Source organism: Mucilaginibacter lacusdianchii (assembly GCF_009770985.1).
GTDB lineage: Bacteria > Bacteroidota > Bacteroidia > Sphingobacteriales > Sphingobacteriaceae > Mucilaginibacter > Mucilaginibacter lacusdianchii.
The window spans coordinates 832,048-857,063 of sequence record NZ_WSRW01000002.1 but is presented as its reverse complement, the minus strand read 5'-3'; the positions used below and the strand labels follow the sequence as shown (position 1 = coordinate 857,063).

General features: G+C 39.0%; 27 protein-coding genes. 8 read left to right on the top strand and 19 right to left on the bottom strand.

The window, feature by feature from the left end:
* Window positions 1–84 precede the first annotated feature (84 nt).
* The 11 genes from GPM24_RS10715 to GPM24_RS10665 all read right to left on the bottom strand — a co-directional run bounded on the left by GPM24_RS10715 (window position 85) and on the right by GPM24_RS10665 (window position 9,900).
* Window positions 85–1,221 (bottom strand): efflux RND transporter periplasmic adaptor subunit, encoded by a 1,137-nt coding sequence (locus GPM24_RS10715; protein ID WP_158826751.1) that lies wholly within the window; start codon window positions 1,219–1,221, stop codon window positions 85–87.
* A gap of 114 nt (window positions 1,222–1,335) precedes the next feature.
* The gene (locus GPM24_RS10710; RefSeq protein ID WP_158826750.1) at window positions 1,336–1,731 is read right to left on the bottom strand and encodes a hypothetical protein; all 396 of its coding nucleotides are present in this window, start codon (window positions 1,729–1,731) and stop codon (window positions 1,336–1,338) included.
* Window positions 1,732–1,936: 205 nt separating this feature from the next.
* The gene (locus GPM24_RS10705; RefSeq protein WP_158826749.1) at window positions 1,937–2,746 is read right to left on the bottom strand and encodes a TerC family protein; all 810 of its coding nucleotides are present in this window, start codon (window positions 2,744–2,746) and stop codon (window positions 1,937–1,939) included.
* A gap of 100 nt (window positions 2,747–2,846) precedes the next feature.
* Window positions 2,847–3,809: a hypothetical protein gene (locus GPM24_RS10700; protein ID WP_158826748.1), complete on the bottom strand. Its 963-nt coding sequence runs from the start codon at window positions 3,807–3,809 to the stop codon at window positions 2,847–2,849.
* A gap of 9 nt (window positions 3,810–3,818) precedes the next feature.
* Window positions 3,819–4,925: a toxic anion resistance protein gene (locus tag GPM24_RS10695; RefSeq protein WP_233268789.1), complete on the bottom strand. Its 1,107-nt coding sequence runs from the start codon at window positions 4,923–4,925 to the stop codon at window positions 3,819–3,821.
* A gap of 94 nt (window positions 4,926–5,019) precedes the next feature.
* Window positions 5,020–5,634, bottom strand: coding sequence for a TerD family protein (locus tag GPM24_RS10690; protein WP_158826747.1), 615 nt, complete (start codon window positions 5,632–5,634; stop codon window positions 5,020–5,022).
* Between the two features lie 4 nt (window positions 5,635–5,638).
* Window positions 5,639–6,193, bottom strand: coding sequence for a TerD family protein (locus GPM24_RS10685; protein ID WP_158826746.1), 555 nt, complete (start codon window positions 6,191–6,193; stop codon window positions 5,639–5,641).
* A complete protein-coding gene (locus GPM24_RS10680) occupies window positions 6,183–7,034 on the bottom strand; it encodes a phosphoribosyltransferase family protein (protein WP_158826745.1) in 852 nt (283 codons plus the stop codon). The genes GPM24_RS10685 and GPM24_RS10680 overlap by 11 nt, the downstream gene beginning before the upstream one ends.
* Window positions 7,006–7,716 (bottom strand): HAD family hydrolase, encoded by a 711-nt coding sequence (locus GPM24_RS10675; protein ID WP_158826744.1) that lies wholly within the window; start codon window positions 7,714–7,716, stop codon window positions 7,006–7,008. The genes GPM24_RS10680 and GPM24_RS10675 overlap by 29 nt, the downstream gene beginning before the upstream one ends.
* A 316-nt stretch (window positions 7,717–8,032) precedes the next feature.
* Window positions 8,033–8,836, bottom strand: a complete 804-nt coding sequence (locus GPM24_RS10670; protein WP_158826743.1) for a DUF5672 family protein — start codon at window positions 8,834–8,836, stop codon at window positions 8,033–8,035.
* 5 nt (window positions 8,837–8,841) lie between these two features.
* Window positions 8,842–9,900, bottom strand: a complete 1,059-nt coding sequence (locus GPM24_RS10665) for a glycosyltransferase family 4 protein (RefSeq protein WP_158826742.1) — start codon at window positions 9,898–9,900, stop codon at window positions 8,842–8,844.
* 497 nt (window positions 9,901–10,397) lie between these two features.
* Between GPM24_RS10665 and GPM24_RS10660 the strand changes: the two genes are divergently transcribed.
* The 3 genes from GPM24_RS10660 to GPM24_RS10650 all read left to right on the top strand — a co-directional run bounded on the left by GPM24_RS10660 (window position 10,398) and on the right by GPM24_RS10650 (window position 13,620).
* Window positions 10,398–10,898, top strand: a complete 501-nt coding sequence (locus tag GPM24_RS10660) for a basic secretory protein-like protein (protein WP_233268787.1) — start codon at window positions 10,398–10,400, stop codon at window positions 10,896–10,898.
* Window positions 10,899–11,007: 109 nt separating this feature from the next.
* Window positions 11,008–12,645 carry a hypothetical protein gene (locus GPM24_RS10655; RefSeq protein WP_158826741.1) on the top strand — a complete coding sequence of 546 codons (1,638 nt, stop codon included), beginning with the start codon at window positions 11,008–11,010 and terminating at the stop codon, window positions 12,643–12,645.
* A 630-nt stretch (window positions 12,646–13,275) separates the two neighbouring features.
* On the top strand, window positions 13,276–13,620 hold the full coding sequence (locus GPM24_RS10650) for a hypothetical protein (RefSeq protein ID WP_158826740.1): 345 nt from the start codon (window positions 13,276–13,278) through the stop codon (window positions 13,618–13,620).
* A 376-nt stretch (window positions 13,621–13,996) separates the two neighbouring features.
* On the opposite strand, the gene GPM24_RS10645 is transcribed toward GPM24_RS10650, so the two are convergent.
* From GPM24_RS10645 to GPM24_RS10625, 5 genes are all read right to left on the bottom strand, one after another.
* Entirely contained in the window at window positions 13,997–14,479 is a 483-nt protein-coding gene (locus GPM24_RS10645; RefSeq protein WP_158826739.1) for an SMI1/KNR4 family protein, read from the bottom strand.
* Between the two features lie 208 nt (window positions 14,480–14,687).
* Complete coding sequence (locus GPM24_RS10640) at window positions 14,688–15,080, bottom strand: hypothetical protein (protein WP_158826738.1); 393 nt, start codon at window positions 15,078–15,080, stop codon at window positions 14,688–14,690.
* A gap of 701 nt (window positions 15,081–15,781) precedes the next feature.
* Complete coding sequence (locus tag GPM24_RS10635; RefSeq protein WP_158826737.1) at window positions 15,782–16,534, bottom strand: hypothetical protein; 753 nt, start codon at window positions 16,532–16,534, stop codon at window positions 15,782–15,784.
* 184 nt (window positions 16,535–16,718) lie between these two features.
* A complete protein-coding gene (locus tag GPM24_RS10630) occupies window positions 16,719–17,051 on the bottom strand; it encodes a hypothetical protein (RefSeq protein ID WP_158826736.1) in 333 nt (110 codons plus the stop codon).
* Between the two features lie 597 nt (window positions 17,052–17,648).
* A complete protein-coding gene (locus GPM24_RS10625) occupies window positions 17,649–18,053 on the bottom strand; it encodes a DUF6896 domain-containing protein (RefSeq protein WP_158826735.1) in 405 nt (134 codons plus the stop codon).
* An 879-nt stretch (window positions 18,054–18,932) separates the two neighbouring features.
* Here GPM24_RS10625 and GPM24_RS10620 point away from each other — a divergent pair.
* Window positions 18,933–19,934 (top strand): TlpA family protein disulfide reductase, encoded by a 1,002-nt coding sequence (locus GPM24_RS10620; protein ID WP_158826734.1) that lies wholly within the window; start codon window positions 18,933–18,935, stop codon window positions 19,932–19,934.
* Window positions 19,935–20,225: 291 nt separating this feature from the next.
* Here the strand turns inward: GPM24_RS10620 and GPM24_RS10615 are convergent, their stop codons facing one another.
* Together GPM24_RS10615 and GPM24_RS10610 are read right to left on the bottom strand one after the other, a co-directional pair.
* Complete coding sequence (locus GPM24_RS10615; RefSeq protein WP_158826733.1) at window positions 20,226–20,726, bottom strand: hypothetical protein; 501 nt, start codon at window positions 20,724–20,726, stop codon at window positions 20,226–20,228.
* A gap of 116 nt (window positions 20,727–20,842) precedes the next feature.
* Window positions 20,843–21,088, bottom strand: coding sequence for a hypothetical protein (locus GPM24_RS10610; protein WP_158826732.1), 246 nt, complete (start codon window positions 21,086–21,088; stop codon window positions 20,843–20,845).
* 901 nt (window positions 21,089–21,989) lie between these two features.
* Here GPM24_RS10610 and GPM24_RS10605 point away from each other — a divergent pair.
* Window positions 21,990–22,397: a hypothetical protein gene (locus GPM24_RS10605; RefSeq protein WP_158826731.1), complete on the top strand. Its 408-nt coding sequence runs from the start codon at window positions 21,990–21,992 to the stop codon at window positions 22,395–22,397.
* Between the two features lie 111 nt (window positions 22,398–22,508).
* A complete protein-coding gene (locus GPM24_RS10600) occupies window positions 22,509–23,006 on the top strand; it encodes a hypothetical protein (protein ID WP_158826730.1) in 498 nt (165 codons plus the stop codon).
* Between the two features lie 33 nt (window positions 23,007–23,039).
* Here GPM24_RS10600 and GPM24_RS10595 read toward each other — a convergent pair whose 3' ends face one another.
* Complete coding sequence (locus GPM24_RS10595; RefSeq protein WP_158826729.1) at window positions 23,040–23,621, bottom strand: SMI1/KNR4 family protein; 582 nt, start codon at window positions 23,619–23,621, stop codon at window positions 23,040–23,042.
* Between the two features lie 256 nt (window positions 23,622–23,877).
* On the opposite strand from GPM24_RS10595, the gene GPM24_RS10590 reads away from it, so the two are divergent.
* Both GPM24_RS10590 and GPM24_RS10585 read left to right on the top strand, forming a co-directional pair.
* Window positions 23,878–24,225, top strand: coding sequence for a DUF4145 domain-containing protein (locus tag GPM24_RS10590; protein ID WP_158826728.1), 348 nt, complete (start codon window positions 23,878–23,880; stop codon window positions 24,223–24,225).
* A 16-nt stretch (window positions 24,226–24,241) separates the two neighbouring features.
* On the top strand, window positions 24,242–24,529 hold the full coding sequence (locus GPM24_RS10585) for a hypothetical protein (RefSeq protein ID WP_158826727.1): 288 nt from the start codon (window positions 24,242–24,244) through the stop codon (window positions 24,527–24,529).
* The last annotated feature ends 487 nt before the right edge of the window (window positions 24,530–25,016 follow it).

Sequence of the window (25,016 nt, the reverse complement as noted above, 5' to 3'; positions counted from 1 at the left end):
TATTTGGGGAATTAATGTATCAAACCATAGCCACAGGATAGCATATGCGTCCCGCAGCGTTAAAAGAAAAAGGCAAGCCGGAGCTTACTTATGGTAAGCCAGCTTTTGCACAGGCGAAACGGTTTTTGGTTTAATCACCATACCATCCCGGGCGTTTTGTGTACCCTCAAACAGGATGCGGTCGCCGGGCTTCAAGCCTTCTTTTAAGATGTAATACTGCGATACGCGGGTAAGCGGCGTAAAGCTTTGCATATGCAATTTATTGTCGGGCCCTACCAGGTAAACAAAGTTCTGATCCTGAATTTCAAAAACAGATTTTTGTGGTACCATTACAGCATTGTCCATATCGGCCGACAGGTATATCTTACCGCTGGCGCCATGCCGTAAAAGTTTGTGAGGATTTGGAAACTTAGCCCGTAAATCAATGGAGCCGGTGTTTTGCTCAATTTCACCTTCAATAGTTTCAATAGTACCGGTATGTGCATAGCTGCTACCGTCAGACAAAACAAGTTTTACAATATCGTTATCCGCCTGCGGATTTTTATTTTTTGCACGCTGATAGCGCAGATACTCATTTTCCGGAAAGCTGAAATAGGCGTATACCGAATTAATATCTGATATACTGGTAAGCAGTGTGCCCTCGTCAATTAAACTACCAGATTTCAACGGAATACGATCGATAATGCCGTCGAATGGTGCCCGGATAGTAGTATAGGCAATATGGTTTTGTGCACTTTGTACGTTGGAGCGTGCCTCATCAATAGTAGCCATATCAGCTTTCAGCTTAGACTTGGCTACTTCCAGCTCCGATTTGGATATGACATTCTTGTCAACCAGCATCTTTACGCGGTCAACCTCCAAACGGGTAGCTATAGCTGCGGCTTCTGCATTGCTTAAGGCAGCTTTGGCTTTTGACATAGCTACGCGATACTCCTCATCATTCAGCTTAAACAGTACCTGGCCTTTGCTTACCGGCTTGCCCTCGTCAACATATATTTTTTCCAGAAAGCCTCTAAGTCTGGAACGTACTTCAACATTTCGATTTGCCTGTATATCAGCAACATAAGCAGTTTGCAGTACAGTGTCTTTAGCTTTTAATGTTAAAACCGGCAATTGCAGGGTGTCCTGCGTAGATTTTTCTTTATTTTTTGATGCACAGCCAGCCATTAGTAATGCCGTAATTACCCATAGCCAACCGTATGCATGTTCCCTTTTGATCATGTTTGTAGTGGTATTCTTTTAATAAATTTTAATGGAGAAGTTTCAGATCAGGGCACAGCAATGTGCTTACAGCATAATAAATGCTGCCTTAATCTGAGAATAAAAAGAATACGGTTAGAAAGGGCAGAGCCGGAATAAGAAATTGTAGTAGGCGGGTAATAAGGCTACACCGATGGAATAATGTTCATCGCTATCGTCGTCCAGCTTTTGCAGTGCTGCATCAGGCAAATATAGCAGACGATGAACCAAATCGGCGCTAAGATTAAATGAACGGGCGTTTACATAACGGCGTTGCGATTTGATTTTATGCGCCTTTGCAGGTGTGTCCGCGCCATCGTCTACGGCCTCTTGGATGAGGCAATCAACCCAGCTGTTAACTTCAAGGCAATCGGATGTAGAACAGCATGAATGACCTTCATTGTCGTTGCCCAGCGGATTACTCGAATGGAAATAAGTAATCGAGTTAATGAGCCAGACAGCTAAAAATATGTTAATCCACTTTTTCCACATGCCTTATTGCAAAATTAACAAATTTAATTAACAAAGGTTAATCAAAATCCATTCGGTAACATAGAATACAGTCAAATAGCGCAATGTCGATTGGTGAATGGTCGGTTCTAGGAAAATCGGAAGCTTATGAAAACGTCAATTTGTGTTTAGCTTGAGCCATTAACTTTATTTTGTTGTTGACTAAAGGTTGCTCGGTTCTTTTAAATTAACTTTTATCTAGAACCTTCTCTGCATCTTCTGCTACTTCAGGTTTAATTGTATGGCGTTTAGGAAAGTTAAGCAGCACAGAACTTAATACCGGAAGTACAAAGATGGCTACCGTGAATATAGATACAAAAAGATCGGTTTTCTCACCTTCAATAGCTTCTGATACTGGCGTGCCCGGGTAAAAGTGCGTATATAAAGATGCTGAAAGCTTTAAGCCTAAAACGCCTATCACGATAAAGGCAATTGTTTCCAAAAACGTGAATTTTTCCATGAGCTTGACAAAACCCTGGGCCACAAAGCGCATGGCTAAAATGCCTATAAATACTCCTGTATAGATCAGAAATACATGATCGGTAAAAGCAACGGCAGCAAACACGTTGTCTATCGAAAAGGCAAGGTCCATCACTTCTACCAGTGCCACGGTTGCCCAAAAGTTGCCAATTAAACCAACTGTTGATTTATATATCCAGCTCTCATTTTTATTAACGGCTTCTTCTTCGTCACCACCGGCTTTGCCTTTAAAATAATCGAAAGCCAGGTAAAGCAGGTATAACCCGCCCAAAGGTTTTAGCCACCATATTTTAACTAACCAAGCCGCTAAGAAAAGGCAAATGCCGCGAAATATATAAGCGCCTATAATGCCATAACGTAAAGCTTTGTTACGCTGCTCTTTCGGCAAATCAAGAACCATAGTGGCCAGCACGGCAGCGTTATCAACTGAAAGCAAGCTTTCAATTACAATTAAATTCAAAATAATCAGCAAGCCTGCTTTGATGTCTTCGCCTAATAGCGTATGTAATAAGTCCATGGTATTTGTTTAGGTAATTATTGCAACCGTCTAAAAATATGAAAATTTGCAATCATCACACTTTATATTTTAGAAAAGGAAGCAGCAAATAAAAGTAAAATTAGATGATATCGGTATTAAGCATTGTTTTCAGGATGTTGGCTTGGGCCTCAAAATTGCTGATGTTTTGAAGAAAGCTTATATCTGATATTTTTTTATAATGTTCAGCCAAAAGATTTCTTACCTCGGACGGAAGATAAGCTTTTGTTACAGCGGCACTGCTTTGTAACTGGTCGTTTTTATTGTACAGTTCTTGTATAATGGTGTTGGGTTTATCATTAGTGATGGCTAAAGTGATGTCATTAATCTCAACCGCATTACATAGCAAAAACAAATTACGTAGCGGATAAAAAATATAATAAATCTCCTGTTCCGTTATTTTATATACTTCAATAATTAAGTTGCCGGTTTTTAATCCACAGTAAAACTCCGTTTTAAAATCATACTTACAAAGTAAGCCCATTAGTTTACGCTGAATAATAGCGTGTGCGTTGGTATAAACTTCTTGAGGTTCAAAGTGCGTAAGCTTTTGAAATATCTCTGGCGTTATTGGTGAGTAAAAGTCTGTAGCAAATCGGGCGCTGAATGAATTGATATTTTTAGAAAAAGGATATTCGGTACTATCATTACTCAATACCTCATAAAGGCGCCTGAGCGATGTATTAACTTTAAGCGTTTGCCGGTGTTTTTCCAATCGAAATACATCTTCCGAATAACGCACTTCTTCAAGCTTTGCAATAAGATCTTTGTTTGCTTGTATCTCGTCAAACAAAAGCGTTACAGCCTTTTCGTTACTCTTTTTTATCTTTTTAAGCAGCTCTATCAATGTAGAGGTAAATTGCAGATGAAAAAGGTCGAGCTTATTAATATCCAATTCGGAATTGTTTTCAAACAGCTGATGTATAATCACACTACGCAGGTAGACATTATAAATTATATCATCGCCAAAAAAAGCCGCAAGTAATTGCAGCTTACTTAAAATGCGGTTGGATGCATTTAAAATGTTTATCCTATTCTCATCCATTATTAAACATTACCCAGCATTGGTTACTGTCTTTTTCAATTCAGTTTCCAAGTTTTGTAATTCAGTATTTAAAGTTTTGCGATTTTGGGCACCTTGCTCGTGTATTTGTTTTACCTCATTAAGGGTTTCAATTAACGACTGCGTGGTGCGTTTAAGTGTATCAATAGATACCACTGTTTTCTCATTTTCGCGGGCCACATCAATGCTGTTCTGCTTTAACAACTCTGCGTTTTTCTGCAAAATGGTATTGGTTGTTTCCGATACCTTTTTCTGCATCTCCACATTTTCTTTTTGCCTGTAAAGCGCAACCGCTATAGTTAGCTGATTTTTCCATACCGGGATAGTGGTAGATACAATAGATTGTGCTTTTTCGGCAATAGAGGTGTTGTTGCTTTGCACCACCCGTATTTGTGCCAATGATTGCAGCATGATGAAACGCACCATTTTCATGTCAACCAGGCGCTTATCCAGGCGGGTTACATAGTCTCTCAGGTCGGCAATTTCGTAGTCTTGGTAGGCCGCCGGGTTGGCGTCCATTTCGGCCAGCTTTTGACTCAATTCCTGATGTTTGATTTGCCCGGCGATAATAAGCTCTTCCATTTGCTTGATATAGCTTACATTATTATCAAACATGGTTTGCAATGAAGCATTATCTTTAATGGAATTTACCCTGCCTGCTTTAATTTTATTGGTAATTTTATCAATATTATTAACCACTGTATCGTATTTCTGAAACAGCTTCTTTGCATCAAATACCATTTTCTTCAAAAAAGGTATACTTGATATAAAGCGGGTAAGGGCATTTTGGTTAAGCTCATCCACATCAATGTAGTTAAGCTCGGTAAGCAGGTCATTAATGAGCAAGCCAACCTCCCCCGAATTGTATGTGCGTACGGATGTCAAAAACTGGTTACTGTATTTCTCCATTGAATTTTGTACTTCAGCACCGTAATTCAGGATGGAGTTAACATCAGCCGGGTTCAAATCTTTATTAACAGACTCGTACTTTTTTACATCATCGGGCGTAACTCGGGTAAGATCAACGTTACCTTCCTTATCTATTTTATTGCTGTTAGCATTAGGTTCCGGCATGGCCGGCATAGTATCTAATTCCATAAAAAAATTAAATGGTTGTGGTTAAGGTTAGATTTGCAGTTAAATGAAGTTCTAGCCTTTTACAGTTGGTACTTCAAAAACGCGTTAAATTTTATTACAGATACTGCTGCATTACCGTATTCACCGTTTCTTGAAGCTTTCTGTCTTTGGTGGGTTCGCCAATAGCATTGAACTTCCATTCTCCGTTACGTTTATAAAAAACACCCATAACCATTGATACATGGCCTGCAAAGTTTGCTCCGTTGGCAATATCATATTTGGCAAATACCTCGTTTACCCGCTTAGGGGTTCCTTCAAATATACGGATAGACGCAAACGGAACTTTTGCAAAATCTTGCCCGCGGAAACTGTTGAGTACAAAAGCCACATAAGTGGTACTAGGGCTCAACTGCGATAAATCAACGGTAATTACTTCATTGTCTAAGCCGTCATTTCCGTTAATGTCGCCGGTCAGGTCATCGCCGCTATGGCGTACCGAGCCGTTTTTAGATTTAAGATTACCGAAATAAATTACCTCTTCCAGTTGCTTATTTTCGTTAAACAGCGCGCAACTGCCGTCAAGGTCTACCGCCTCTTTGGTAAAGCCCAAGCCAAATAAGCCTTTTTTCTCAATAGCACCCCAGTTGATGCCTACACATATGTTTTGGAGCGTGCTACCGTTACTTTTCTGTAAACTGATGCGCTGACCTTTTTCTAAATTAATTGCCATGGGTTTAGTTGTATTTGTTTAAATAATCCTGAAGACCACCTTTCATTCCTGCACCTACCGCTTCAAATTTCCATTCATTGTTTCGTTTGTAAATGCGGCCAAACTCAACGGCTGTTTCTATCGAAAAATCTTCTTCCAGCTCATATTTCAATAAATCAGCATTGGTGGCAGCATCAAATATGCGGATGAAGGAATTGCGCACCTGACCAAAGTTTTGGCGGCGGTTTTCGGCGTCGTGTATAGTTATCACAATGCATACCTCGGTAGCGCGCGGGTCTATCTTAGACAGGTCTATTTTAATCTGTTCGTCATCACCTGCACCATCACCCGTAAGGTTGTCGCCGGTGTGTTCAACTGCACCATCCGGTGATACAAGGTTGTTGTAAAATACTAAGTTTTCATCAGACAACAGCTTTTTATTATCGGCCAAAACAAACACAGATGCATCCAAATCGAATGCTGTTCCGGTTGATGTGCTATTGGTATCCCAGCCTAAGCCAATTACAAACTTAGGTGCGTTTATAACTTCGCGCTGGCCTTTTTGCAAGTTAATTGCCATGTTGTATAAGTGTATTTTGGTTTTTTGTGAATAAGTAGTTTTTAATGTAATTCAAATTTAACGAATAATTATCCATTGTATGGTAACTATTACCTAATGCCATATCATATAACTGATTAATAAAGGCTTTGCTTTGATATTCAATAAATATGCAAAAATCTTGATGTGCATAGTTCAATATATACTTTACCAAACGGGTGTTTATGGCAAACTGGCCGCTGTTGATGATCTTGTCTAAATCAAAAATGGTTTTCACTTCATGATAGTTTAGATCATTTTCGATATTGGGGTGTATGCTCGAGTTAACAAGCTCGGCAAAGTATAGCATATGCACTTCATTTTGCAATTTGTACTCCGCAATCATTTTTGATATCATTCTTTCATGACTGCCTGTTATCTTAATGTCGTCTAAAAATAACAGCACTTTACCTTCTAAAAAATTTGCATCAATATGAAATGAGTCGTTACTAATCAGGCTCATGCGCTGTTCGGCGTCCAGTGCGCCATAGTCTTCCTTATAAGTAATAGTGCGATGTACTTTAGCTTCTTGCACTACAGGTAAGCCATTGCCGGCCAGCCAACGGTTTAATTGAAAAACAAAGTAGTTTTTCATGGCAAAAGTTGCTGTAGGTATAAATGAGTAGGGGCTACTGATTACGACCAGTTGTTGTTGAATAGCCTTAGTTTCTAATACATCCTGAATAAAACCGTCAGCTAAAGCCTTGCCAAACTGGGCAGATACTTTATCGTCGCCAAATTTAAAGCGGCTATAATCAGCAGCACTAAAGCCAAAGCTTGTATTGCTGCTGATTTTATGAAGGGAATATGTGTAATGTTGCATGGTTAAGACTTGTGATAGATTTTTGGTTGCTGTTGATAAGTATGCCGTTTATGCCTGCTTTTTGGGCACCTTCAATATCGGCTTTCGGATTGTCGCCAACATGTACAATGCTGCTCGGTTCAACAGTTGTCAACTTTTGAGCTTGGTCAATCATTAATTCAAATATGGCTAAATTAGGTTTTGACATACCTACTTCATCTGAGTAAATCTGGAAATTGAAATAATCGTATAAGTCCAATTGTTTAAGAACCTCGCGTAAAGTTGTGCCTTTTATAAAACCGGTATTGCTTAAAATATTAGTGGTAACGCCTTGCGCTTTTAAATTAGACAGTACGCCGGCGGTATTGTTACAATAAACCACCGGCAAGTACTGAAACAAAAGATTTTCCATTTGCAGGTACAGGTCGTCGGTATCAATATCGTACAGGTTGATTTGATTATTGTTCATCCAGCTTATTACCATCAGGTACATTTCGTCGGCATCAATATTTTTACCTGTACGCTCGTTAATGGTATTAGCCATAATGTCTACCTGCCTGAAAATATGTTCAACTTCCTCAAGTGAGATAGACCGACGGTTGAAATTTAAATGAAAGAACTGACTGCGGTGCTTTTTAAACAAAGGGTTCGACTTAATGAGCGTAAGCCAAAGGTCGAATGAATAATGTTTATAGCTTGCCATTGATTTAGGTATTTGTCAGTTAATAAATGCTGTTAAGGTAAAATAAAAAATTATTATAGGCAACAAACATGAATGCCTCGTTAATTTTTCAGCATGAAAAATAAAAGCCTGCAATTGTACGGCGACTAGACTAAAAAATTCAATTTATTGATTAACAATAGGAACACTTATCCAATGTCCGCCATCTTGTTTTAATAGTAATAATATTTTAGTCAGGGGAATTTATGATATGCCGTATAAATTAGTGTGTCTTCAGCATCAATCCATGATTCTGATGTTTAGTTTGCGAATACTAATTTGGGGGCCTTTGCTTCAATTAAATATCGAAACCTTGATTTTTAAAAAATGGTCGCCAAAAGTCAAGGTAACTGTCCCAATCATGACAGCCAAAGGGGAGTTGGTTATCGTTCAAATGATAGGCATGTTCGGGGTGAGTTTCGAATGCAAATCTGAGTCCAGCTTGCCAGTTGGGAATATTCAGCACCTTTGTTTTTCGGTTTACTTCAATGCTCCAAAATGCGTCTTCATTATATTGATGGGCCTGATGCGACAAATAGAAGTTTATCTGGGATGGCATGGCTAAACTAAGCTCATAAAACTTTTTAACCCTGCGTAGCGATAGGCCGCCATTACCTACTTTCCATTCAAACTGATACTTGTTGGGTAAACCTTTTTTTTTCAGGTTAAGCTTGGTTGAAATGGTTTGCTGAAGTTTTGCCGTTAATTGCTTAAGCCAATTTTGCCTGCCAAACTTTTTGATCCAAGGTGCACCAACGTAGTCTATATCCTGATTGCACCAGTAGGTGAGTTGGTCGCTAAACACAAACGCATCCAACTGATAAATTAATATATATTCATACGCTGTAAACCGCTCATAAAATTCATGAGAAAGCATTAAGTGATTGTATCCCGCAATGCCGGCAAAAAAGTGGTCATCAAAACTGATAATCTCTGTAAACATAGCCGGATTAGTGGTTTGAGGTAACGTTAAGCTTTGTGGCTTAACTGCAATTATTGGATAAGCGGCCAAAACTTTTTTACATTGGGCCAAAGCAATAGATTCATACTCAGAAACGGATTCCTGATAAAAAGGAATAACGACGGCAACTTTTTTCAGCATATTCATTACTGACCCAAGCACTCTTCATATAATGCCAGATACTGCTCTGCGGCTCTATCCCACGAAAACTTTTCTGCTTGTTTTACAATATCTGCTATTGGGTTTCTGTTTAAAAAATCAGCCATGCCAGCATTAAATACTTCTTGCATGTGCTCGGGTTCAAAATTGTTGAAGTAGTAAGCTACTTCTCCACCCACTTCGGGCAACGATGTGTATTTCGCCAAAAAAACGGGTTTGCCAAAATGCATCGCCTCAATCACAGGAAGCCCAAATCCTTCTGCCCGTGATGGAAACAAAAATGCACTGCAGTTTTTAAAGTACCAGGCTTTGTCAAGGTCAGATACAGGGCCAGTAATATGCACCCTGTCTAAGCATCCGTATTTTTCGGCTTCTTGAATAATAGTTTGTTTATGTGGCGTTTCAATACCTGCAATTACCAAGTCGTAATTGTTCCCTTCAAGCAGGGCAGGCAAATAATGAAATCCTTTTTGTACAGATAGGAGTCCGATAGTAAACAAAAAAGGTTTTTGTGGCGTAAATGCGGGTACATGGTTTTCTGGAACTATAAGTTTGTCTGCACCATTATAAATAACGCTCACCTTGTGTGCTGCTTCCGGAAAGTAATGCCTTACATCATTAGCAACAAATTCAGAAATAGCAACTACCTTATCAACTTCCGAAATGAATTTTCCTAATTTTTCTAAAAAAACATCGATACGGTGCGGCTTGCTAAATTTTAAATGCACTTTATTCATGTCATGAATGGTCATGATTTTTTTTGCATTTACTTTGCTGGGTTTTAGCCGGCAGGTTTGATCTGATAAGTGTAGGAGATCAAATTTATTACGCGACGGAAAAAATAGCTGATGAAGTTTGGAAAGATATAAAATATCGACTTTTTCGTTGAAACGATATTTGGTTCTGGTATGCAGATAATAGTGTAAATCAAATCTGCCATGGTTTTGATTGATTATCGCATTTCCGAGGCCGGTTCCAAAATAATAATACCCACAATTATCATTCTTCATCGAATCGAATGTCACTAACACGGATGGAGTCGGCATAATAACTTAAATGATGTACTTTTTACAAAAGTAGCAAAAATTAAATGAGAGATTTAAGGTGAATTGGTAGGGGAAAGAATGAGTCTGCATTCTATGACAGTTTAGTCCTCTTGCAAATGACGCTCATTAAAATCGCGAAAAACACATATTGTAAGAGTACTATGCAAGTGCAGAAAGAGCGATCAAAAAAACGGTTTCAGTCTCTCATTAAAAATATTTATCATCGTTTATTGTATATAAGATGATGTAAGTCGCATTTCTATTTCATTCAAACTTTAACTGTAGCTTTATCCATCCAACAAAAAACGCAGCTTTTGTATAAGCCATGAAGAAAATCTTCTTACTAAGTGCCTTTTTACTATTATTTTTTGATAGCTTAGTTAATGCACAATCAACAAGCGTGATGAATAAAAAGGGATATAAACTCACCGTTATTAATCAAGATCCTGCATTCAACAAATTCAGAAATAGCTAAATTAGAAAACACCTTTTTTAAAGTGTATCCAAAACTCGAAAAGGAATATAATTCAAAAACTTTAAAGGAAGTTACCTTTGTAATTGATACTGCCTATAACGGTGTAGCAGAAACAGGTGACGGAAAAGTAACCTTTAGCTCAAAATACATGACAAAATATCCCGGCGACATTGATGTGGTTACCCATGAGGTGATGCATATTATACAAAACTACGGCAATGGGGCAGGGCCTGGATGGTTAACAGAAGGTACTGCCGATTATATCCGCTTTAAATTTGGCGTAGATAATAAGGGTGCTGGCTGGAAGTTGCCATACTTTAAACCGAGCCAAAATTATGATAATGCTTATCGTATTACCGCCCGCTTTTTGGTATGGATTGAAAAAAACATAAAACCCGACTTCGTGAAAAGCTTTGATGCACAATTGCGTAGTCATACCTTTACTGATGAGAGCTGGAAAAATGCAACTGGTAAAACTGTTGATGAACTTTGGGCGGCTTATTCAGCAAATACCCAGATATAGCATAACCAACTTAACTGCCACTGATCCTGCAAACTTATAATTCACTATTGAAAACCTTCGGGAATAAAAAAGATCAGTTGCTTAAACGATATTACAGATAGCAATTTATATGAACAGACGTCATTTTTTAAAACTTTCGGCTACAGCAACTGCCGCTACTTTGTTTAGCAGAATAACCTATGCAAGCAGTTTAGATGCGACTCTAATTAACCATCCGGATGAGGCGTGGGCCAAGGTGAATGACGATTGGGTAAAATTAACCAACTCCGGCGGTAACATATTTTCTTACCACGACATTCGCGTGGAGTTGAAAGCTGGTAAAGATAAAAAAGCTGTTTATATTCAGTCGCCCACGGCAAGCTTGCAGGGCATCAGGCTGCACTGGAAGTACAATATTTCTTCCTATTCCGAGATGCTGGGCGACCACTGGGAGCGTTCTTATGGTGACCTGGCATGGAAAGCCCCTCAGGCTGGCGTTAAGTTGCCTTGGTATGTGCTTTTGTACGATACCCGCCATACGGCCTGCTTTGGTATAAAAACCGGTGCAAATAGCATTTGCTACTGGAATGTTAACCATAACGCTATTGAGCTGACGCTGGATACACATTCCGGTGGCGTGGGTGTAAAACTGGGACAAAGAACGCTTCATGCTGCTGATATTGTGGTGGCTGACAGTAAAACCGGAGAAGCGCCTTTTGCAACGGCTACCCGCTTTTGCAGCATCATGTGCACTAAACCCCTGCTACCCAAAAAGCCCGTGTATGGTATTAATGACTGGTACGCTGTTTACGGCAACAACTCATTTAACAGTATCAAAAGCCAAACAGCATTTATGGCTGATCTGGTAACGGAGAACTCCAATCGTCCATTTTCTGTAATTGACGATGGCTGGCAGGTGAGTGATGACTTTTCAAAAGCCAACGATAAGTTTAAGGATATGCACCTTATGGCCGAAGAAATTAAACGTTTGGGCATGCGCCCGGGTTTATGGACCAGGCCCCTGGTGGCAAAAGATAATGATAAACCCAAATTGCTGGCTCCTAAAATAAAAGGCAGAAACGAAGGAACGAAAGATTTTATACTCGATCCTACGGTACCGGAAACCATTGAACGGATACAAAGTAACTTTCATACGTATCGCTCATGGGGCTATGAAATGGTGAAACACGATTTTACCTCATATGATATTTTTGGCCATTGGGGATCCAGTATGGCAGATGAATTTACTGTTCCGGGCTGGAAGTTTAATGACCAGACGAAAACCAATGCAGAAATCATTAACCATTTGTACCGCTCCATCAGGGAAGCTGCCGGAAATATGTATATCATTGGTTGTAACACTATGAGCCATCTTTCGGCAGGATTATTCGAGATAAATCGTACCGGAGATGATACCAGCGGAAAAGAGTGGGACCGTACCCGTAAAATGGGTGTTAATACACTGGGTTTCCGCTTACCGCAGCATAACACCTTTTATGCAGCTGATGGCGACTGTGTAGGGTTGACGAAAGATGTGCCTTGGGGGAAAAACAAGCAATGGTTGCAATTATTAGCCGAAAGCGGGGCTCCGCTATTTATTTCGGCAGAGCTGGATGCAATAGGCGCTGAGCAAAAATCAGCTGTTAAAGAAGCCTTTGCCAAAGCCGCAAAAGTGCAGCCCACCGGGGAGCCATTGGATTGGATGGAAAATCCGTTTCCTTCTAAATGGAAACTCAATGGTCAGATAGTGGAGTTTGACTGGCGCTAAAGCGACTTCGTCTTCAATGACGTCTTCTGATCAATATTGTAAGCTTTTTAGTACCAAGCTTACAATATTCCCGTTTCGCAGTACGCTTGCTGAATACAAAATGTCTTGAATTCATAAAGTGCTTTCCTGCTTTTAGGGTCACTAAACATCGTTAAGGCCAAAAAAGGGTAGTTGCAGACAATAGTGGATCAAAGATTAGTTCCCAACCAATGGTTAAAAACTCATTTAGATTTAATCCGGCTCATTCGAATTTTACCTATAGCCTTACCCATCAAACAAAAAACGCAGCTTCGTGTAAGGAAACTGCGTTTCGGGTAACCCCCGCTGACGCTCGCATTCAGGACCCACAGATTAAGAGTGCGTCGGTTCTATCAGCTTAGCGGTGTTTTTAAGCCCTTTTTGATTGTTTATGCAACGTCTGTACAAATTCTGTACAAGCCAACTAACCGAGTTAATAAATTAATGAACTGTAGTACTAATATACGCCTTTGGCGTTTAATGATGAAATGGGTTTAAGATGTATCTACCATAGCAGAATTAATTAAAGTGAATAATTCTGTTATTTATCCCATCGGGTTACCTTTTCTAAATAGGCGATTAAGTAGTGTAGGCTTTTAATACTTATCCATCTTGACAAACCTGCCATCAAACAAAACTATATCATCAGATAAAGAGACATTACTCTGGACTTTTGTAGTGTTAAATAATCTGATTGCAGCAACCTTATTAGGTATTTCTTTCCTAGCTGGACCGTCTGCACAAACACCATATTGGAGGGTGGTACTAGGTTTGGCTACTTACGTCATCGTTATTGCTGGTATATCATCATTAATTTCATTTCTGCTATTAAGGAAGGTTAGAGAACAGCAGGGCCGTTCCAAATGGAGGGTATTTACTAATCAGTTTGTTGTGCTTGTTTTTGGTTACCTTTTAGTGTTTTTCTTGGTTTATTTTGTGCAGTTTGCATTCAGATAACCATTTACCCTATAGACGGAGACAATAAAAAACAACTACACATAATTAAGTAAAAAGGGTTTTATAAACCTTGTCATGTAATCTGTAAGTTGATTTAGTTTGAGTATTGATGTTGCCGGCTTTACTCTTCAATCTTTAAAAGTTAAATTTCGAATAAGATGTAAGTGCTTTTGCAACTACATTTTTAGAAAAAAGGGGCTTTTATACCCCCTTCATATCAACTGTAGTTGTGGGTTTTCGAAAATTAATGGAGTGGGATTTCGCTTTTCAGCCTTTAAAAGCTAACATAGGAAATCAGAAGTTATACTGCACACTTTTTATTTAGTACAGTTTACATTATGCCATGTGTTCAGAAAATGTGAAACTGAATATCGACCTATAACCCTTTAGGCTCAGTGTCAATGTTTTCTCTAACTTCATCATACCAGTCATACAATCCTCCAGTTTCGAATACGCCACCTTGTAAAAAGCGATGAAGGAACTCGGCAAAGGAATGACTAAGTACTACTGTTTCACTATGCCTTCCAATATTGAAAATATGGTAATCATTGTAGTTAGCAGCATTTACCTCTATGTGCCATACATCGCAGTAAACCATATACTCAGCAATCGAAATAACATTGGGGAGATGTCTTCGGGTTTGGTCAATGATCTCTTCTAAAGGAATGATTCTGAATTGATCTTCAGCTGATGCAAAGCCATTGGCGAACTTGTAAAACTGCTTTACATCATCAGGTAACTTCAAGGATAAACCTTGTTCGAAGGAGCTAATAAGATTATTACCTGCAGCAGCAAATAGCCTTATATCTGTTTGAGCAAGGTTATCTTTTAAATGGTTAATAATGTTATCGATCGTCATATTGCTGTGGTTAATTAATCCGTGTTTTCCTGTTTATCTTATTTATTACGCGGATAAGAAGGTTCTTAGATTGCATTAATATTCCCAACCTTTATACTTGGTAAAAACAGGTTTAGCTATAGGTGTTCGTCTAATGTAGCGGTTCCTTTGCTGCTTTAACCACTTACGGTCACCCGACTTCGATTTAGTGGGAATATATGCTGGACGTTCAATCTGTATTACTCTTAAGCTCATATAGCGAAAGTATATTTATTGGCATTGCTTTATCCGAGTAGCCGAAGATTTTCTCAGTTGCATTTCCTGAAACCAGTAAGATATGCTTCCTGTAGGCAAGTGCTCCTTTAACATCTCCTACTCGAGGCCCTAAATAGCGTGCAACAGAAAAGCTGTCTAGTGCTGCAATTCCAACTGAGAGTGAATTATTGATATTACTGTCTACAAAGATGAGCAGGACGTTTAATCTACCCGGGTCCTTTCTAATTACATCTTCAATCGCAGTAGTTATAGCTTCATCTTTGATGGTTAAAAGCGGTTTGGCAAGTTTATCTTCCCTATTTGTATAAATGAAGGATATAGAACATAATGCAAATAAGAGAAGCATGAGTAAAAGCCTATACCGGTGCCTTTGTATCATATAGCCGAATTTAAGGTTTGTCAAGAATACTCAATATAAATGAACGTGTGTTAGCAACTATAAATGCTGCGACACTTTCTTTAATAAAAGTGTCTATTATAGCCCCATGTTTACCAACTGTCGCAAGTAGCAACTACTCCCTTGGTAGAGGGTTTAACTTTTAAAGTAGTGGTTGAGCGCTGAATTGCTTTTTTATAAGTTAAGGATGGTAAGTGATGCTGCATTTATCTTCATTCAGGCATGGCATTTATAGACTCTGACCATAAAATATCTCCCTATACAGTTACAAACCCGCTTTTCCATTCATCTCTACCCAACTGATAACAACTAATCTCAAAGCCCTCTTTAGAAGGACTACTTTGTAAATAGATTATACATAAACTGTCGCCAGACATGCTAGTGTCCGTATTCAATGAGTTTCCCTCGAACGATTCTCTATTGATGAGAAACTTGTATGTCAACTCTGCCTTGTGATACTTTATGCGTACCATATTGGAAGTCGGCACCGCTTTGGTGCACCTACCATTATACCTAAGTTTTAAGTCATTAATAGTAGGACTTAAAAAATCATACAAAACGCAGATTATAATTAAAAGCAAAGCGATTTTTCCAACTCTCATAAAATAACTTCTAGACGCTGAACTTGTCGCTAATTGTTGTGGTTGATCTTATATTCTAAATACGCAAGGGTCAACTACGCACGGTAATCTGAATACTCTTATTTTGAAGTAGGCAGTCTTATTGGGATCTGGCCCATCCAACTTGTCGAAGTGGAATATCCGTCCGTCATTGCTCCAATAAGCCATACTTCGCCAGTATTTGTCTGTGCTTGCCCCATTCATTATTGTTTTGAAAGTCTTGCTCTGCATGACCATGCAGCTATCTGCGTATCCTTTATAACGCTCGTTTTTGGGATCCAGCTCCAAGGAATCGACCCGTCTGATATAATGACAACCTAGTAATGACCGAAACATTTCCGAGAGCACCGTATTTCCATCATACTGCGTATTAAGATTAAGTGTCGACAAGGCTTTATTTATTTCATATTCAAAGTTCCCGCCTTTTAATGGCGCAGGCTTCTTTGAGGTATCAAAGACATAGTTCCAATAGCTCTTGTAGCGAAGCGAAGGGTAAGGTACAGCGTAACACTGACCTTCGGCATTTGATAAAAGAATCACATACTGCTTATCCTCGAACGTTTGAGGAGAATATAATGCCATCGTTACTGCTGGATGACTGATTTCGACACTGCGTACAAGTTCATAACCTTCTTTAAACTTTCCTTTTTCTATCGGCAGTTCGGGAAACCTCTTTTGTATTGAAAGCAGCGCTTGATTTTGATACCTTTTTAAGCTAAATTGACAGCTGGCAAACAAGATACTAATCAAACTGGTGACTGCGTAATTTAGATAAGGCTTCATGGTTCTAGCGAATGTACATAATAAACTGTATAAGTTGCGAACCGTCCTGCGCGAATTAAGCAAATGGTCTGAGCGTAGAAAGCACCGATCAGGTGCGGGTACTCAAAATGCTTTATAAAAAGCTGGCGCTGCTTTTGACTTGTTAAGATCTTTAAGCACTTAGCGTCTTAAAGAAGTGTTAATCTTAGCGCATATATTTGAACCAGTCTTTTAAAAGTTCACCGTTTTCATATATCTCTATTTCATAATCGCCTTTCCCTTTGGGATACAATTGTATTCCACCTAACTTTCTGTCGCTTCGTAGTGCCCACTCAAAATAGTCATCGGTCACAGCAACGAACTTTAAAGTACTACCTGGTTCAACCTTATAAATAAAACACTCTGGCTCTAATTGTATTTCCAAAGGAAGGTCTTCTTTCCACAAAGTGAATTCAATTACATGTTTTTTTAATCCTGTAGTCGAGACAACTTCGTTGGTTACAGGTGCGTTCTTGAAGATTCTTTGAAGTAAGCTCATATGATACACTAATATAGTTAAATTAAAAACTGTATGCGCAACGCTATCTGCGGGTGTAGTGAATGTATTCTAGGGCTATCTAACTCGTGCTCGGTCTGTTTTGAACGGCACAGCAGATACTTGGTACTCATCCTCATAAACAATGTAACCGGGATTTTTACTTGTAACTCTTTCTACAATGACATGATACCTATCTAATATATCCATAAGCTCCTGTATCTTTCTTATGTGTTCCGTTGCTGAATCCCTAAACCATGATAACGATATAGGTGTAGCGTGTCTACTGCTGGCATTAGAAAATTTAGTAGGCTTCTTTAAATATGCATTGCCCCACCCTTTAAGCAACTTAAGTTAGTAAGCATCATTGTATTGTGTTGCTGGATGATCTCTTATGTATCCTAAAGCGTTGAAGATGCCGGTTTCTTCTTCACCATCGTCATTGATGAAGCGTGTAATAAATCTGATGAACACCGTTGATTATTTAAGTTGGATGAGTTAAATTAAATATTCTTCCATGATGTATTATAGCGAACCGCCCTGCGCGAATTGAGGTCTAGGGCTGTGCATAGGTAGCTGCAAGGCGGATGCATAGAATAATTACTTCCAGTAATAATTATTACTGCAATCTTCATTAAGTTTGATAATCTTTTGTTCTTCTTCCAACCTCTTCAGCTCTGCATCAATCTGTTTATAAGTCCATAATCCTTTGTGCTTTTCCTGTGAATCAGCAAAATTAAACAGGCGCCACGCATCATACCCATCAATACGGTCATCTGGACCAAAGTCAAATTCAACTACTTTATCACTCAATTCTACACACAAACCGATTCCATGAAAGTTATAGCGTTTCATCACTTTACCAAAGCAGCCTACTGATGGGAAGACTCTCTGATGCCAAGCATTCAGCAAATCTTTACGTTTGTACTTATCGTAGAAAAGCTGTACAACTTCCTTAACAGATTGTTGAAAATCGAATATTAGGGTCTCGATATCATTCATCATAACGAGTGTAAGATAAGTATTAACCTACAGAGTAGATAGCGAACCGTCCCTACGCGAATTGAGCAAATGGTCTGAGTGGAGGAAGCACCGAAAAGGTGCAGTCACTCAGAATGCTTCACAAAGGCTTGGCGCTGGTTTTGACTTGTAAGGGATGAGCGAAGGACTAAAAGCTGTGACAAGGCTGAAGCCATTTGCGATGCGTAGGTGAGCAAAATTGTGGAAACCGCTTGACTTTGGTTGTAATGGAGCGAAGCGTAATGCTACCATAGGCAGAGAAAGGTTTCATGGAGCAACACCTTTGCTTAAACTCAAAGCAAGTGACAGATTGCGAAGTGTGGGTTTATAAATGGTGGGACATTTTCTGTACGGTGGGTATATGTATATAAGGGCTGGCTAAAAAATGTCCTGTCATTGAGCGAATGGCGCAGTGAAGTGAAACGTGCTTGCAAAGTTTGTTGAACGTAACGACATCTGGCGGTTGCTTTTGAGAAGCTTAGGTGTTGCATAATACCTATCTTCCTCGTGGGTTGTGCGGATGGCCCTAGCCGAGTGACATAAGCAGAGCTTGTCTTATCCCGTCTTAAGCCACTCCTCAGCGGGTAAGGCAAGTGAAGGTTTATTGACGGTCAGTTAAAATAAGTTAAATCACTTGTATATCTGTAAATCCTTTATAGCTTTACAAAGCTAGCTCATAGCCTTATAATCAACCTGTTCGTTATGCCTTTGAACATCACAAATTTTATCAAACCAGCTCTGTACGCAGCCTTACTATTTTGTAGCAGTAGCGCTAATGCACAGGTTTCCTTAATAGATGGCCTTATCTCCAAACTGGATAGCTATCACAACCTCAGTTACAGATCTATCAATAAACGAAGAGATATGGGCACCGATACGACAGTGGCGCATAACAAAGAACTGTTTCTTAAAGTTCCCGACGATAAGCAATTTGGATACTATTATAGCATCGAAACGGACCATCAAACGGAAAGCTTTCACAGAATAGACCTGTATAGCGGAAAGGGTATACAGGTTTTATCACCCGCAGATACTACTTTTTTCTCAGAGGAAACACCATCGGCATACGGTCAATCAATTATAGGCAGCCTGAAGTTTGTAAAGAGCTTTTATGATAAACGCACTTTTCCCATAAAAATGGCTACAGACACTGTTATCAATGGTACAACTGCCTCGCATATCGTAGTTAACGTATTAGATACGACCGAAGATAACGAGCATTTATACTCACGAAGAGAATTTTATATTAACAAGGGAACAGGATTGCCAATACTGGCTACAATTAGAGGAAGATATAAATACCGTAATATGGTGACAGACTATTATGATGAGAAAAGATATTTTGATTACCAATTTAACCAAACAGGTGTCAATATCGCACGTTTTGCCGTACCTAACAGCTTCCGTCCCAGGAAAGAAAGCGCTGTACAACCAACCTTACTAACTGCGGGAGCACTGGCACCCGATTGGTCTTTATATGATGTAAACGGCAATAGGGTTTCATTAAGTCAGTTGAACGGCAAAGTTGTTGTGATGGATTTCTACTTCATTGGTTGTGCGGGATGTATGCTCTCCATTAAGCCATTGAACGCAATTTATGAAAAGTACAAGAATAAGGATGTCGTCATCGTAAGCCTTAGTGAAAGAGACAGCAAGAAAGCGGTTTTAGCTTTTGAGAAGCAATACAAAATCAAGTATTCAGGCTACATTGAAGCAGCAAACGTAGTTAAAGCATATCATGTAAGCGCGTTTCCAACCTATTATTTCATTGACAAAGAAGGCAAAGTTGCAAGCACAGTTGTGGGATATGATGATGACTTTGAACAGAAAGTTACCGATCACATTGAGAAGTTGTTGAATAAGTAAAGCTTATAGTGGCTATTCAGAGCCTACTCATTATAAGTTAAACTTTGTAAGTAGCTTGTTGTTAGGTGATGTAGGTTGCTGTTATATACCTTTGTGAACTTCTAAAGATAGGTGTTGAAAGTATAACAGCCTACTCAAATTGAATAGGCTTCCCTTCATCAGTTACTATTGCTTTGAATGATCAAATCCGGAGAACGGGTTCCCCTGTCCACCTGGAACAATTTGTCGTCTTTGAAATAAAAGAAGTAAGGTTGCTTAACTGCAATAGCAGTACTAAGACTCCCATTGCAGTTAAGCAACCTTACGCAACTTTCTTTTGACTGCTTTAGCTTTATACAGTATGAGTTGAAAAGTATGGTGCTTGCAGCCTCTTTCTTCGATATGCTCATATAAGGCAGAACAATCATTCAGTACATAGTCTGTACGGATGCAGTCTTCAATGTTGATAGGTGTAGCCTCAACCATTGTATGCTTATAAAGGATGCGGACGAAGGTATTGGTAACGTGGTAATACTGTCCAAATGTCGGGGACAGCTCAAAACCATAGTGGACGCCTGGCTTATTTTCGGCATAACATTCCAGCCGGAGATAGAGCAATGGGTTTATTAATTCATGCACTATAGTGCCTTGCTGAATAGGTTGCTTTTCTTCTCTGATCAATGAGAATCTTAACGGTTCTTCTTCAATTGTAGCTAACAAGATTTTGGCTTCTTTGAGTAGTTTGAAATAAACTTTACGCACTTCAGCATTAAAAGCAGCGACTGGTAAGTCAGGTGTTGATTGTGGTTTCATGTGGGTTATGTTTAAAGGGTTAATAAATGTGTGAGTGGGTAGCGAAAGCTTGAAAACAGGAAAAGCCTGGTACCATCTGTACCAAGCTTTTGACCTGCCACCCGTAAAGGCTACTTTCAGCCTGGGGCTTTTAATGTTGTCATGTGAATAGCGTCTTGCACCTCAAGTACCCGTTTGTAAAAGGCTTCATAGCCTTGCGGAAAGTGATGCTCCTGTGTGGTGCGGTCTAATGGATAGCCTTGCATCATTTGCCTGACCGTGTCTTCATACGGGCAGTTGTGAAAGGCAAAGTAAACCCTGTAGTTATAGGCAAGCTCGCAATCTAACCGCCAGTAAAATGTACTGGTGACAAAGCTATGCATACCGGTATAAGAGTCCTTATCTTCCTTGTGGTCTTGGTCATAGATGGTATCGCCATCATAATGCAGGATGCGTTCGTTTACTTTAGCAATGATTTCGTGATAGTGACATTCTACAGCATCGTTTTGCCGTTGATAGTATTTGTGGTTGATTCTGGATTTTGCGACTATCCATCTGGGTGTTTCCCTACGTCTTTTGGATTTAACAGGTAACGGATCAGGTACATTAATAGGAATGGGTTCAAATTCAATAGGGAAGTTCTTTCATGGTGGTAATGGTGTTTGAGAAGGTTTGCGTTTAAAGGTTTGTTGTGGACTTAGGAACTATTCTTAGTTATTATATGGAAGGCTCTGGGAAAACCTTCAGTAGGGTAGAAAATCGAGCGATTGGGACAGTCATTGTGAGCGCACAAGACCGAAATATTCCATTTTACCTCAGACGAAGGTGAGGGGGGATTTCGGATCGGGGGGGCGATCGATTGACAGAGTAGATTGGCATCTAGATGAAAACCGTTTTTTCTTAAATGGTGGAATATTGGGAAACCAGTAGCAGCACAACCAATTTTTCCATTGATTAAAGAAGAAGTATATTAGGTGCTCATTTAACACTTGTAGCAATCATGGGCATGTTTCTTTCGCTTTCCGGAATAATTAATCAACCAGCATCTGAGGTAACAAGGAGTCTAACAACCTACTTAAGCAATAAAGGTGGCGGGCTTGAAAAGGCTGAATTAAGTAGCGATCATAGCAACTTTTGTGTGGTTGAAGAAAGCAATGGAAATACAACAGTCATGTACCCATACGGCTTCTCGGAGGGGATGAGTGTTCTAAATTCTTATCTCTTGAGCTAGATGCAGCTGTATTCTCTTGCCATATTCATGATGGTGATTTGTGGATGTATACCTTGTTTGTATCTGGAGAAATTAAAGATCAGTTCTGCCCTATACCGGACTACTGGGATGATAGGGTAAGTCAAAAGGAAATAGAACGTTGGAAAGGCAACGCAGACACCCTTGTTAATTATGTGCCTTCCGTAAAGAAAGAAGCTATAGAAAACTACTTGGTGCGCTGGGATCTTGATAAAGAAGAGAAAGCTTATGACGATGACGAGTTTACAAATTGTGACTGGCAACTTGTCGACTTTATGAGAAAGCTATCATTACCTTATCCGATAGATGAGAATGAAAATGTTAAGGGTCAAACCTATAAGCTCTGGACAAAGGATATACCACTAGTACCAGAGAAAACTCCGTTAGCTAATTCAGGTAAGACTACTGAACAAATAAAGAAGCCCTGGTGGAAGATGTGGTAAGTAGTTGGCAAATCGTTTTTCAATTTTTTATCAATTGTTGTGACTTCCTATATAAGTAAGCAATTGGTGAACTTTTTTGAAAATCTCTCATTGTATAAACTATATTGCAACATGCCTTTTCCTTTCTCCATACGCTACACCAAACCGCTAAGAGCAGTTATTATGCCTAATAACCAACGTCAAGTTTTAGAATATATTAAAAAGAGAATATTAGCGGACAAAGCCGACAATATTGTTATGTCAGAGGAATCTGTTACTTACAAAGGTTCAACTTCCGCGAACAAGCGACATGCCCTATTTGAAAGTGTTGACTGTGGCTCGTTTACCTTGAGCAATAAAGGCAACAAATGGTGCCTAGTCTATAAGATTAAGATGTATAAGCTATTCATTTTTACTTCGCTTATGGCAGCTTTTATGGGACTTATTGCACAAATAGGTAACGGTGACTGGTGGATAGGTATTATCATGTTTCTTTGGTTATGCGGCATGAATTGGATCATATCAATTATTCGTCATGAAGATGTTGCTGCTAGGATTGCTATCGGCATCAATGAGCTGCTAGGTTACCATACTATAGAAGATACTGAAGGACTTAAAAGTTGGTTCTAAAATCCATAATTATATATGAAAGTGTATCTATTCTTACCCCCTTTCAGATAGCTTATCAAATGCTTCGAAGTCACAATCTAAGTAACCATCTTCATCTAAAAACATAATATCTTTCTGATAAGCCTCAGCAATGACTTCAAACATTCTAGTAAGAGAATTGTAAGTATAGTCCGGTTCTTGTCCGAAAGTATTAGTCCAGTATATTCTTCCGTAACTGGGTGTTCCTTCATTCAGATCAACCCAATAGCAGTTTCCAGCTCCATCTTCCAAGAAAGGAAACAGCTGCTTGCCTGGTTCAAAGTCTTTTGTATGGTTGTGGAAGCTTTCTTCATATTCCATGCTTTGCCTATAGTATTCAACTGCGTCGCTAAGAGATAAAAAGGAGTGAATAGGAATTAATCCGGTAAACCCAGATGGTGTCATGGCCTGAAAATCAGTTCCATCAGCAACGAAGTATAGCTCTTTTAATTCATCGTTGAATGTCAAATTTAATGCTTCTTCGGTTCGGGCAATCTCCTGTAGCGTTGCTGGTTTCCTTACAATGTTTGGAAAATAATAGTTAAGCTTTTTTTGCTTATAAAGAATACTGATGAAACATGTTTGTATACTGCCCATAGTTATCCGCGTTATAACCTGATAACGCTAAAGTAGCAATTTAAGAACGATAGAAACGAAAAAAGCCACCTTGTTAGGATGGCTAGTGAATATGATTATGTACTATATGCTGATGGAAGTATCTTTTTTTTATATAGGTTGCATAAAAGCAGGCAGCGTGACAGGAAAGTCCATAATGCTAGGAGTTAGAAACTTGAAGAACAGCCTTAAATCAGGCGAAATTGATCTAGAAGCATACCAACAGTTATTTAGGTAGGTGCAGATAAGCAGAAAAGTTGCAGAGATGCACATCTCCATAGAATGGAAAGGCTTCTTTTTCCTTTTCCCTGAGGTGGTGCCTTTATTTATCCCCAATGAAGCTCTAGCTTCAAATTGCTTTTTACTATCAGCTGTAGCATTTAGGACAATTGTTGAAGCAGTATGTCGTGATAAGGGTATTAAAATTAAAGAAATTGAGTATTTGAAACCTCAGATAGACAAGTTGTTAAAAAATGGATTAATTACAAAAAGTGAAGCTGGAAGATTGCTTTTAATTAGATTTATTGGCAATGACTCAGTTCACGAGATGGTTATCCCGAAGCAGAAAGATGTAAATAGTCCTTGAGACAATAGAGTGTCTTTTGAAAAACCTTTATATTATAGATACACAAATCAAAGAAAGGAAGTTGGAAACTGTCATTCACAGCTTTTTGTATTTTAGGGTACTTCTAAATGACAAAATAAATAAGCTGACTATTGGTGAATCTAAATCATTAAAAAGTATTCTTGGTAAGTCAGCGAGAAGATTAAATGATAGAGCTGCGGAATTGGAAGCTGAATTAATAAAGAACATCCAAGCCGGACTATATACGAAACTTAAACGTGGTACTGTAATGCAGCATCAAGAAGCAAACAAACCTTCAGTTTAACATTACATCATTTCAGACATAACATTTGACCAAGACTTACCTTTGTTTTGATTCAATCTGTTCAGGTCGAAATAAAATTAAAACCTATTACTACCAGAAACTTTGATTATATCCTTGGATAACCTTTTTCGATATACAGTGATTCCCTTATTTTTTCCAAGCCAAATAAACAAAACCCGACTCCGTAGCTTAGTTGGTAGAGCAACAGTTACCTACTGAAATTTACAATCTGTATGCGCCACTGTATGCACCAAAAGAAGGCTTAAAATGCGCCATAATTGCGACAACAAACCATACACTTTTTTAAAAAAATCATAATTTAGCAGCGAAGCATTTATTCTTTGAATTACTAAAAGCTGCTTATACGCACTGTAAACGCACAAAAAAAGCCTCTGAACCTAATCAGAAGCTTTCATTAAAAGTGACCCCGCTGAGAATATAAAACACAGACCTTTTACAAGATTTGTGGTTCATCTGAACTCACACG